The organism is Actinoplanes sp. NPDC020271, assembly GCF_044388125.1.
Lineage (GTDB): Bacteria > Actinomycetota > Actinomycetes > Mycobacteriales > Micromonosporaceae > Actinoplanes.
Window position 1 is genome coordinate 214,429 of sequence record NZ_JBIRWQ010000015.1, and the last position, 11,042, is coordinate 225,470.

Here is an 11,042-nt window from a genome sequence, read left to right on the forward strand (position 1 = left end):
CCTCCCGCGCCCCGGCCCGGACCCACCGCGGGCCCCGCGCCACGCTTCCCGGCCGCGCCGGCTCTGTCCCGGAGTGCGGCGAGGGGGTACGTGGCGTGATGGCGGAGAATCCGGATCATGTATTTGATCAGGGAACGGTTCTTCGCCATCGGCGATGACTTCGACGTGCTCGACGAGAACGGCAACAAGGTCTACCGCGTCGACGGCAAGGCGTTCAGCCTCCGCGACAAGCTCGTCATCGAGAACCCGGACGGGGACGAGGTGGCGACCGTGCACCGCCACCTGGTCGCGCTCCGGCCGACGTACGAGGTCCGGATCGGTGGCGAGGAGGCCGCCGAGGTCCGCAAGAACCTGTTCACCCCGTTCCGGGACAAGTTCACCATCGACGTGCCGGGTCACGACGACCTGACGATGAAGGGCGACCTGCTGGATCACGAGTACGTGATCGAGCTGGACGGCGACGAGGTGGCGGCCGTCTCCAAGCGCTGGCTGACGGTGCGGGACACCTACGCCGTACAGATCACCTCGGGGGTTGATCCGCTTCTGATCATCTGCAGTGTCCTCGCGCTGGACCTGGCGATGGAGCGGGAGGCCGAGAAGCACGACGAGAAGCAGCGGGAGAAGCAGGGCGACGACACGAACTGAGCGGAATCCGACCGCGCAGAATCGGCAACATCGCCGTCCGCCGGTCGATGGGGTGGCATCGAGTTCCCGGGAGGTCCTCATGCTGGCCGAGCACAGCGTTGCTCACCCCGTCGACTGGTGGCGGCAGTTCCAGACCGCGACCGAGCGGTTCGACGAGGCGATCCTCACCACCGGTCTGACCGAACTGTTGCTGCCGAAGATCACCTCGCAGCTGCTGCAGCGGGAGGCGGACATCGCCGCCGACATCGCGATCCTGTACCGGAACAAACCGGGCAGCGAGGGTCTGCTCGATCGGTACAACGGCGCGCGACACCGGCTGCGGGAGACGATCGCCCGTCTCGCCGACCGCGACGTGGACCCGGCCGCGCTGGCCGAGGCCGAGGTGGTGTCCTGGGTTCTCGACGGCGAGTACGCGCAGGCCGCCGCGGAGATGGAGCCCCGGTTCGGTGCGGTGGTGCTGCTGCGCATCTTCGTGTCGGCGCTGCGCGTCTCCGCGCTGGACGTGAACGTGACCGCGCACCTGCTGAACGCCGGGCGCACCCCGGCCGAGGCCATCTACGCCGGCAAGATCGTCGGGAAGTACGGCTATTGGCCGGACTGGCTGCGTGACCTGGTCGTCGAGCACGCCGTGGCCGGCACACTGACCGACGAGTTCGTCGCGGCGCTGGACCTGTGCGCGTTCGCGACGTTGCGCTCGACGCAGTCGCGGCTGGCCCGGCAGCTGCTGCGCGGCGAGGCGGCCGCGATCAACACCGCGGCACGCACCCTGGAGACGATCGGCGAGTCGGAGATCGCCGCGCGGCTGCGCCAGGGAGATGTCGGGGCGGTCGCGTTCGCCGCCCGTTTCGCCTCGGTCTGACCGTCGCACCGCCGGGTTCGCCCGATCGGCCGACGACAGCGACTGGTCACCGGCGCCGGCTGCTGGATTGTCAACCTGCCGGGACGGTTCACGAACCGCCCCCCCGCCCTCCCCGCGGTCAGCGGCGGGTTCGCCGTGGTGCTCGGCCCGGCCCGGGGGCCGGGCGGTGGCGCCGGGACGGCGTGGCTCCGGTTTCGGCAGGCGCGGCTGCGGCTCTGGCCGCGCGGGCTGATCCCCCGGGACGTCGCCGCTTTCCTCGAGGACGCCCAGCAGCGTGGGGTTCGCCGCCGGGCCGGAGCCGGCTACCGGTTCCGCCATGTGCGACTGCAGGCGTCCCTCGCCCTTGACAGTTCTGGAATGCCGTTCCATTCTTGCACTGGAACGGCATTCCAGAAGTGAAGGGAACGATCATGAGCGCACATGTGACGATCATCGGGGCAGGGCTGGGCGGGCTCATGCTCGCGCGCGTCCTGCACGTCCACGGCATCACCGCCACCGTCTACGAGGCCGACGCCTCCCCCGACGCGCGCACGCAGGGCGGGCAGCTCGACATCCACGAGCACAACGGGCAGGTCGCAATCGAGGCGGCCGGGCTGTCCGCCGAGTTCCGCGCGCTGATCCGGCCGGGCGCCGAGGCGACCCGGGTTCTCGGGTATGACGGGACGGTCCTGCTCGACGAACCCGACGACGGCACCGGCCACCGGCCCGAGGTGCTCCGCGGCGACCTGCGGCGGATGCTGCTCGACGCGCTGCCCGCCGGCGCGGTCCGGTGGGGGCACAAGGTCACCGCGGTCCGCCCGCTCGGCGCGGGGCGGCACGAGGTCACGTTCGCCGGCGAGGCGACGGTGACGACCGACGTGCTGGTCGGGGCCGACGGCGCGTGGTCACGCGTCCGTCCGTTGCTCTCCACGGCAGAACCCGGCTATGTGGGTACGTCGTTCGTCGAGACCTACTTGTTCGAGGCGGACGAGCGCCACCCCGCGGCGGCCCGGGCGGTCGGCGCCGGGGCGCTGATGGCGCCCGTGCCCGGCCAGGGCATCCAGGCGCACCGGGAGGCGAACGGCGTGCTGCACGCGTACGTGTCGCTGACCCGGCCGCTGGACTGGTTCGCCGCGATCGACTTCGGGAACGCGGCGGCGGCCACCGCGGCGGTCGCGGCCGAGTTCACCGGGTGGGCGCCGGAGCTGACCGCGCTGATCACCGACGGGGAGACGGCGCCGGTGCTGCGCAGCCTGCACGCCCTGCCGGTCGGGCACCGGTGGGACCGCGTCCCGGGCGTGACCCTGCTCGGCGACGCGGCGCACCTGTCACCGCCGAACGGGGAGGGCGCGAACCTGGCCATGCTCGACGGGGCGGAACTCGGCCGGGCGCTCGCCGATCACGCCGGGGACGTCGAAGGCGCGCTCACGGCGTACGAGCAAAGGCTTTTTGTCCGCAGCGCGGAAGAAGCGGCCGAAGCGTGGCGGGACTTCGAGCTCTGCCTCGGCGAGAAGGTGCCGGACAGCCTGGTCGCGCTGCTCACAGGGGCCCTCGATCCACGAAGCTGAACGAGGACAGGGGCGGGGCGTCGCCGAGCACCTCGACGAACAGGACCCGGTCGCCCTCGCTCCACTGCACGGCGCCGTATTTCTTGTTGGAGAGGTAGTAGGTGGGGCGCTTCTTGTCATCGGTGCCGTCAGCCGGATCCAGATTGAAGAGCGTCGCCTCGGTCGGCTCGCACGTCGTCGGCACCAGTCGCGCCGACTCGTCCAGGACGATCTCCACGCCGAGGCAGGTCTGACGTTTGGCATCAGGTTCGCGCAGGGTGCGGATCATGTACTGGACGCCGACCGGGACGAGGGCGAACTCGGACTTGGGGCCGGTGCCGTCGCCACCCTGGACCTCCTCGTCGGTGACGTCCAGAGCCAGGTCACGGTCGGCCTCGGCGATGTGGATCAGGGTGCGGCGCTTGCCCAGCTTGATCGACGACAGCTTGTCGGCCGCGGTCAGCGAGGGGGTCGCCGAGGGGCTCGGGACAAGGCTCACGCTGGTCTCGACCGTGGGAGCTGCGCTTGATCGGTCGTCTACAGGAAGATATCTGGCCAGGGCGACGCCGGCCGCGGCCAGGAGCACGACGACGACGGCAGTGATCGGAAGCAGTCGCGAGCGGCGGCGCGGCGCGACAACCGGAACCAGCACGGTATCCGCCTCGACCGGGGCCGGGGCAGCCGGCGACAGCGGCGCCGTCCCCGCCAGCAGCACGTCCAGCAACTCCCGCGCGGTCGGCCGCGCCTCCGGGTCCTTGTCCAGCGCGCGCTCCACTACCGGACGCAGCGGCACCGGAACGCCGGACAGGTCCGGCGGCTGGGTCAGGATCCGCATCGCGGTCGCGGCCGCCGAATCCGCCGCGAACGGCGTCCGCCCGGTCGCCGCGAACGCGACCACCGCGGCCCACGCGAAGATGTCCGCCGCCGGGGTCACCGGTCGGCCGCCGGCCGGGTCGAACCGTTCCGGCGCCATGTACGCCACGGTCCCGACCATCTGATCGGTGCGCGTGTGCTGGCTCGTCGCCTCGAACGCCCGCGCGATCCCGAAGTCGATCACCTTGATCCCGCCGCGCGCGAACAGCACGTTCCCCGGCTTGAGATCGCGGTGGATCACGCCGGCGCCGTGGATCGCGGTCAGCGCTGTCGCAATGCCGACAGCGACACTGTGCAGGGCCGCCCCGGACAGCGGCCCGTTGTCGCGCACCTCGGCGGCCAGGCTCGGGCCGTCGACGAACTCCACCACCAGGTACGGCGGCTCGTGATCCGGGTCGGCGTCGAGCACCTCGGCGGTGGAGAACGGCGGCACCTGCTTCGCCCGGTTCACCTCGCTGCGGAAACGGGCGCGGAACTCGGACTCGTGCACGAACTCGGGCCGGACCATCTTGATCGCCACGAGCCGTCCGGCCGGGTCACGGCCCTGGAACACGGTGCCCATGCCGCCCTCGCCGAGTCGGCCGATCAACTCGTATTGGCCGAGCCGGGTCTCGTCCCCCGGACGTAACGGCATGTTCACGTCGACTTTTGCCCCTCTGTCGGCTTCGGGCGGGAGTTTACCCATGCTGATCTACCGGAGCTCTCAGGACTACGATCAGTCGGACGATGAGCGCAGATGTGGACCTGAGCACCCTGGACGCGGAACTGACCGCGCTCGAGGAACAGCCGCGGTACGGCATGGACCTGGACGAGTGGTTCACCCGTGCCGCCGGCATCGAGGCAGCCGCGGCCGAGCTCGGAGCCACCGACCTGGAACTGCGGGCGCAACTGCTGCGCGCCGACATCGTCGGGCGCCGCGGTGACGTGATCACCAGCGGGCAGATCTGCCGCCGGGTGAACGCGTGGGCCGCCGATCACGAGCATCATCTGCTGCTGGCGTTGAGTCATCTGCGGTTGTCGCCGTACTTCGGGCAGCTCGGGGACTATCCGACCGCCCTGGAGCACGCCCTCGGGGCGCTCGACGCGCTGTCGCGGATGGGGGACGCGGCTTCGTCGTACCTGCGATGGCGGTGTGTGATGGCGCTCGCCGACGCGCTCGCCGACGTCGAGGACATCCAGGGCGCCCGGCAGCGCTACGCGGAAGCCGGGCGACTGTCGGTGACGCTCGGTGACGTCCGGGCGCGGATCCGGGTCTTCAACAACCTGGCCTTCACCGAGCACGACCTCGGCGACAGCGCGGAAGCCGAGCACGCCGTCGAGCGAATCCTGCAGCTCGCCGCCGAGCACGGGCTGACCCTGGACTACAACACCCTCGACACGGTCGCGCACGTGCAGCTCGGCGCCGGGCGGTACCCGGACGCGATCACCACGCTGCTGCCGGCGCTCGACGACGAGTACGCGATCGCCTACGAGGAGGTCGGCTCCCGCGCGCAATGCTTGGTCACGCTCTCCGAGGTGCACCGCCGCGCCGGGAACCTCGACGCCGCGCAGGACGCCGTCGACCGGTGCCGCCTGCTCTGCGAGGACCGACGGCTGTCCGGGGTCGCCGTCGGTGTCCGCCGCGAGCAGGCCGAGATCTGGGCCGCGGCCGGCCGGTTCGCCGAGGCGCTCGACGAGTACAAGGCGTTCCACGCCGCCGCGATGGCGCTGACCTCCAGCGAGCGCGACGCCAGAGCAAAAACCCTTCATGCGATGTACGAGGCGGACGAGGCCCGCCGAGCCGGGGCCCGCGCCCAGGAGCTGTCCCTGCGGGACCCGTTGACCGGCCTGTTCAACCGCCGTTTCGTCGACGTCGAACTGCCCGTCCTCATCGGTCAGGCCCTCGAGGCGCACACGCCGCTGTCCATCGCGGTCGTCGACCTCGACCACTTCAAACGCATCAACGACACGTGCTCGCACGAGGTCGGCGACGAGGTGCTGCGACGGATCGCACAGCTGCTGACCGACTCGGCGGCGACCGGGCGTGACGCGTTCGCGGCCCGGCTCGGCGGCGAGGAGTTCCTGCTGGTGCAGCCGGGCGCCGACCCGGCGACGGCCTACACATGGGCGGAACGGCTCCGGCTCGCGATCCGCGCCCACGACTGGCGGCCGGTCACCGGGAACGTGCCGGTGACCGCGAGCATCGGCGTCGCCACGTCGGCGGAGAGCTGCCGGACGCAGGAGGCGCTGCTGCGGCTCGCCGACACGCACCTCTACGCCGCCAAGGAGGCCGGCCGCGACCGCACCTGCGACGGCCCCTACCACCTGTTGAAACAGGCCTCTTAACCCCCGAAGCCCCGTGCCGGTACGCCGTGACAACGCCGGCCGAGTCCGTCACGAAGCGCCCGCCCCGGCCCGGCCCGGCCCCGACCGCCTGCTGCCCTGACCGCGCCCACCCACGGAGGCCGCCCTTCCGGGCTGAGCGTTCTGGGCGCCCTGCGCCCTGCTCAGCCCGGAAGGGTCCCCGCGGGAGCGACGGTCTGTACCCCAGCGGAGATGGGCAATGATGAATGTGAATTTCAGGTGTTGGCGACCGCGGCCTGCTCGACCGGGAGGGCGGCTGCGTAGCGCTGGATGAAGGCGTCGAAGCCGGCCACGTCGGCGGGGGCGGGAGCGGCGGTCTCCAGCTCCGCGCCGGCGAAGACCGTGCCGGTCAGGAAGTCGTCCAGGGTCTGGCCGGGCTGCTTGGCGGCGACGAACGCGGCGAGGATCGCGATGCCCCAGGCGCCGCCCTCGGAGGCGAGGTCGCCGACGGAGACCGGGGTGTTGATCGCGGCGGCGAGCAGGTTCTGGGCCACGCCCTTGGTCTTGAACAGGCCGCCGTGGGCGAACATCCGGTCGAGCTGAACGTTCTCGGACTTCTGGAGCACGTCCATGCCGAGGCGCAGGGTGGCAAGCGCGGAGTAGAGCTGGACGCGCATGAACGTGGACAGGTCGAGCGTGCTGCCCGGCTCGCGCAGGAACAGCGGGCGACCCTCGTGCAGCTTGGTGATCGGCTCGCCGGAGAGGTAGTTGAACGCCATCAGGCCGCCGCCGTCGGGCGCGCCGTCGAGCGCCGAGCGGAAGAGCGTCTCGAAGATCGTGTTGGCGTCCGCGGAAACGCCCAGGGCGGTGGCGAACTGGGTGAACAGGCCGGCCCACGAGTTCAGCTCGCTGGCGCCGTTGTTGCAGTGGACCATCGCGACCAGATCGCCGGCCGGGGTCGTCACCAGGTCGACCTCGGAGTGCCGGCGGCTCAGCGGGCCGTCCAGCACGATCATGGCGAAGATGCTGGTGCCGGCGCTGACGTTACCGGTGCGGCGGGCGACGGAGTTGGTGGCGACCATGCCGGTGCCGGCATCACCCTCGGGCGGGCAGACGACCGCGCCGGGCTGCAGCGTGCCGGTCGGGTCGAGCAGTTTCGCCCCGGCCTCGGTCAGCGTGCCGCCGGACTCGCCGGCCGGGAGCACGGCCGGGAGCAACTGCTCCAGCTTGACCGGGAGCCGGCCGTCGACGAGCTCGTCGAACTGGGCGAGCTTGCCGGCGTCGTAGCCACCGGTGGTGACGTCGATCGGGAACATGCCGCTGGCGTCGCCGACGCCGAGGACCTGCCGGCCGGTGAGCTTCCAGTGCACGTAACCGGCGAGCGTGGTCAAGTGGGCGAGACGCGGCAGGTGCTCCTCGCCGTTGAGCACGGCCTGGTAGAGGTGGGCGATGCTCCAGCGGTGCGGGATGTTGTAGTCGAACAGCTCGCTGAGCTGCTCGGACGCGTCACCGGTGTTGGTGTTGCGCCAGGTGCGGAACGGGGTGAGCAGTTCACCGTCGGCGTCGAACGCGAGGTAGCCGTGCATCATGGCGGAGACGCCGAGCGCGCCGGTGCTGGTCAGCTCGACGCCGTGCCGCTCCCGCACGTCCTTGGCGAGGGCGGCGAAGCAGTCCTGCACGCCGGCCCAGACCGCGTCGAGGGAGTAGGTCCAGACGCGGTCGACGAACTGGTTCTCCCAGTCGTGGGCGCCGGTCGCGATGGCCGCGTTGTCCGGCCCGATCAGCACCGCCTTGATCCGGGTCGATCCGAATTCGATGCCGAGCGCGGTGCGCCCCTGCTCGATCGCTGCACGCGTTTCCGTCATGGTCATGTTCTACCTCAAGCGGGCCTGGGACATGGGAGTGTGAACGCTAACATTAGCTGTGGTGCAGCTCAGCGTCTGACGACGGCTGAGACGCCAGGACGCTCACAGGATAGGGCCCCGGCGATCCCCCGGGTAGCGGCAACGCCGCCGTAGAGTGGGGCCAGGTGGCGGCCCGCATCGATGCGCGACGCCCTCGTGCCGGCGCTGATCCTCACCCTCGACGTCATGACCGTGCCGCTCGTCGCTCTCCACCGCGGCTCGCCGGCGCGGGCTCCTCGTCTGCGAGGCCGGTGCGGCGGTGCTGCCTGGTGCTGATCAAACTCCGTCTGCGGGATCGGGCGCAGCTGGTGGTGTGGGCCTACGAGCCGGGCCCGGGCGGTACCGGGCTGGATCAGCAGTTCCTGAGCAGCCGGTCAAGGACACGGACACCGAAGCGCAGCCCGTCCACCGGAACACGTTCGTCCACCCCGTGGAACAGTGACGTGAAGTCCAGCTCCGGCGGCAACCTCAACGGCGAGAACCCGAGATGCCGGATCCCCAGCCGCTGGAATGCCTTCGCGTCGGTGCTGGCCGACAGCATGTACGGCAACAACCGAGCCCCCGGATCCTCCGCACCGACCGCCGCCGCCATGGCGTCGACCAGCGACCCGGTGAAGGACGTTTCCACCCCGGGCATGAACAGGTACTCCCGTTCGATGCCGGGCCCGAGCACCGTCGCCAGTTCCGCCTCGAACGTCGCCTCCCGGCCCGGCAGCATCCGCCCGTCGACGGTGGCGCGGGCGGTCGACGGCACCACGTTCGCCTTGTAGCCGGCCTCGACCATGGTGACCGTCGCGGTGTCCCGCAGCGTGGCCCCGACCAGCCGGGACAGGTGACCGAGCCGGGCCACGGCCGCCTCCGGGTCGTCCGGGTCGAACGGGATCCCGGTCATCTCGGCCAGCCCCTCCAGCAGCTCGCGCACGGGACCGGTCAGCACCAGCGGAAACCGGTGCCGGTCGAGCCGGGTGATCGCGGCGGCGAGTTTCGCCACCGCGTTGTCGTCGTGCAGCAGGGAGGCGTGCCCGGCGGTCCCGCGCGCGGTCAGCCGCAGCCACGCGACGCCCTTCTCGGCGGTCTCCACCAGGTAGGCCCGAGCGCCGTCGCCGGTGGTCACCGAGAAGCCGCCGACCTCGCTGATCGCCTCGGTCGCGCCCTCGAACAGCTCGGGACGGTTGTCGACCAGCCATCGAGCGCCGTTGAGACCACCGGCTTCCTCGTCGGCGACATACGCGAAGATCAGGTCCCGCGGCGGGACGACGTTCTCCCGTTTGAGCTGCCGCGCCACGGCGAGGCTCATCGCGAGCGTGCCCTTCATGTCGACCGCGCCGCGCCCCCACACGAAGCCGTCACGCACCTCGCCGGAGAACGGGTGCACCGACCATTCCGTGGCGTCGGCCGGCACGACGTCGAGGTGACCATGCACGAGCAGCGCCCCGCGCGACTGGTCGCTTCCGGTCAGGCGGGCGATGACGTTGCCACGGCCGGGCGCTCCCGACTCCACGTAGGTCACGTCGTAGCCGACCTCGGTGAGCTTCTCCGCGACGTACTCGGCGGCCGGCCGCTCAGTTCCGGGTCCGCCGCTGTCACTCGCGTTCGTCGTGTCGATCGCGATCAGCTCGCTCGCGAACCGAACCACCTCGTCGCTCATCCCCACCCCCAAGATCAACCCCAGTTTCCCGTACGCCCCGGCTCGCGAACTGTCGGCGGGCGGGCGCCGATGGTCAGCAGTTGTCGCGGAGTTCGCGGACCAGGGACGAGACGACTGCTTTGAGACTGCCGTGGTGGGCCGCGGCGACCTGGAGCTGGCGCTGGTAACTCGCTCCGCCGTCGACGATGTCGCGCAGCCGTTCCAGTTCCGGCCGGCAGGCGAGCGCGTCCGCGACCGGTGCCAGCCGCGGCACCAGCTCGGCGAGATCTTCGGTGACCAGGCGTTCGTCGCCGGCCGCATTCTTGATGATGATCGCCTCGAGGCCGTAGCGCGCGGCCCGCCACTTGTTCTCCCGGACGAACCACGGCTGCATGCGGGGCACGTCCCGGCCCGCGTCGAGTTCCCGGGAGAAGTGTTCGACCAGGCATTGGGCGAGGGCCGCGACGGCGCCGATCTCCCACGCGGAGGAGACGCCGTCGAACGTGCGGATCTCGATCGTCCCCCATGTCGGCGACGGCCGGATGTCCCAGCGCAGCTCGTTGAGTTCCTCGATGACGCCGGTGTGCTTGAGGTCGGCGACCAGCGACTCGTACTCCGCCCAGGAGTCGAGCTGCGGGGGCAGCCCGGCGGTCGGGAGCTGCTGGAACATCAGCGCGCGGTTGGAGGCGTACCCGGTCCGCTCCCCCGCCCAGAACGGGCTGGACGCGCTGAGTGCCTGGAAGTGCGGCAGGTACGTGAGCAGCCCGTCGATGATCGGCAGCACCTTGCGCCGATCGTCGACCGCGACGTGCACGTGGACGCCCCAGATCATCATCTGCCGGCCCCACCACTGGGTCCGGTCGATCAGCGTGTCGTAGCGCGGCTTGCCCGGCGTCACCTGCTGCCGGAACCACTGGCTGAACGGGTGCGTGCCGGACGAGATCAGGTCCACCCCCATCGGCTCGGCGACGGCCGCGACCCGTTCGACGAGGTGGGTGAGGTCGGCCACGGCGTCGCGCGCCCGGTGATGTGGCGCACTGACGAGTTCCACGGTGTTGGTCAGCAGCTCGTTCGTGACGTGCGGAAACCCGTCCGCGACGCCGAGCTTGGCGAGCAGTTCCGGGGCCGCCGCGGCCAGTTCTCCGCTGCGCCGATCGACACAGGCGATTTCCCATTCGATCCCTAGACGCGATCTGACCGATGGGGCGAAATCGATACCCATGCGCCCAACCCTAAGAGGACGTCTGATTAACGTATTTTGTGGTGTTATGCGATTTGAGGGTCTCGCCAGGTTGGGGTGTTTTCGTCCGTCAGCCGGCGGGCGA

At 70.8% G+C, this 11,042-nt stretch carries 8 protein-coding genes; 4 read left to right on the forward strand and 4 right to left on the reverse strand.

Translation table 11 applies throughout. The features are described from left to right. The first annotated feature begins 117 nt into the window (after positions 1 to 117). The 3 genes from ACH442_RS29770 to ACH442_RS29780 all read left to right on the forward strand — a co-directional run bounded on the left by ACH442_RS29770 (position 118) and on the right by ACH442_RS29780 (position 3,051). On the forward strand, positions 118 to 645 hold the full coding sequence (locus ACH442_RS29770) for an LURP-one-related/scramblase family protein (RefSeq protein ID WP_396341417.1): 528 nt from the start codon (positions 118 to 120) through the stop codon (positions 643 to 645). Between the two features lie 79 nt (positions 646 to 724). Continuing rightward, positions 725 to 1,504 (forward strand): hypothetical protein, encoded by a 780-nt coding sequence (locus ACH442_RS29775; protein WP_396341418.1) that lies wholly within the window; start codon positions 725 to 727, stop codon positions 1,502 to 1,504. A 410-nt stretch (positions 1,505 to 1,914) separates the two neighbouring features. Further along, entirely contained in the window at positions 1,915 to 3,051 is a 1,137-nt protein-coding gene (locus ACH442_RS29780) for an FAD-dependent oxidoreductase (protein ID WP_396341419.1), read from the forward strand. Here ACH442_RS29780 and ACH442_RS29785 read toward each other — a convergent pair. Then, a complete protein-coding gene (locus ACH442_RS29785; RefSeq protein WP_396341420.1) occupies positions 3,023 to 4,537 on the reverse strand; it encodes a serine/threonine-protein kinase in 1,515 nt (504 codons plus the stop codon). The two genes, ACH442_RS29780 and ACH442_RS29785, sit on opposite strands and share 29 nt — an antisense overlap. A 92-nt stretch (positions 4,538 to 4,629) precedes the next feature. Here ACH442_RS29785 and ACH442_RS29790 point away from each other — a divergent pair, with 92 nt between their 5' ends. Next, positions 4,630 to 6,228, forward strand: a complete 1,599-nt coding sequence (locus ACH442_RS29790; RefSeq protein WP_396341421.1) for a diguanylate cyclase — start codon at positions 4,630 to 4,632, stop codon at positions 6,226 to 6,228. Between the two features lie 233 nt (positions 6,229 to 6,461). On the opposite strand, the gene ACH442_RS29795 is transcribed toward ACH442_RS29790, so the two are convergent. The 3 genes from ACH442_RS29795 to ACH442_RS29805 form a co-directional block, all read right to left on the reverse strand. Then, complete coding sequence (locus tag ACH442_RS29795) at positions 6,462 to 8,051, reverse strand: xylulokinase (RefSeq protein WP_396341422.1); 1,590 nt, start codon at positions 8,049 to 8,051, stop codon at positions 6,462 to 6,464. 391 nt (positions 8,052 to 8,442) lie between these two features. Next, a complete protein-coding gene (locus ACH442_RS29800; RefSeq protein WP_396341423.1) occupies positions 8,443 to 9,738 on the reverse strand; it encodes a M20/M25/M40 family metallo-hydrolase in 1,296 nt (431 codons plus the stop codon). A gap of 73 nt (positions 9,739 to 9,811) precedes the next feature. Further along, positions 9,812 to 10,939 carry a glutamate--cysteine ligase gene (locus ACH442_RS29805; RefSeq protein WP_396341424.1) on the reverse strand — a complete coding sequence of 376 codons (1,128 nt, stop codon included), beginning with the start codon at positions 10,937 to 10,939 and terminating at the stop codon, positions 9,812 to 9,814. Between the last annotated feature and the right edge of the window lie 103 nt (positions 10,940 to 11,042).

What these genes read in the sequence shown, in the direction of transcription:
- ACH442_RS29770 (WP_396341417.1), top strand. Translation starts at nt 118, where the DNA reads ATGTATTTGATCAGGGAACGGTTCTTCGCCATCGGCGATGACTTCGAC.
- ACH442_RS29780 (WP_396341419.1), top strand. Translation starts at nt 1,915, where the DNA reads ATGAGCGCACATGTGACGATCATCGGGGCAGGGCTGGGCGGGCTCATG.
- ACH442_RS29800 (WP_396341423.1), bottom strand. Translation starts at nt 9,738, where the DNA reads ATGAGCGACGAGGTGGTTCGGTTCGCGAGCGAGCTGATCGCGATCGAC.
- ACH442_RS29805 (WP_396341424.1), bottom strand. Translation starts at nt 10,939, where the DNA reads ATGGGTATCGATTTCGCCCCATCGGTCAGATCGCGTCTAGGGATCGAA.
- ACH442_RS29775 (WP_396341418.1), top strand. Translation starts at nt 725, where the DNA reads ATGCTGGCCGAGCACAGCGTTGCTCACCCCGTCGACTGGTGGCGGCAG.
- ACH442_RS29785 (WP_396341420.1), bottom strand. Translation starts at nt 4,537, where the DNA reads ATGCCGTTACGTCCGGGGGACGAGACCCGGCTCGGCCAATACGAGTTG.
- ACH442_RS29790 (WP_396341421.1), top strand. Translation starts at nt 4,630, where the DNA reads ATGAGCGCAGATGTGGACCTGAGCACCCTGGACGCGGAACTGACCGCG.
- ACH442_RS29795 (WP_396341422.1), bottom strand. Translation starts at nt 8,051, where the DNA reads ATGACGGAAACGCGTGCAGCGATCGAGCAGGGGCGCACCGCGCTCGGC.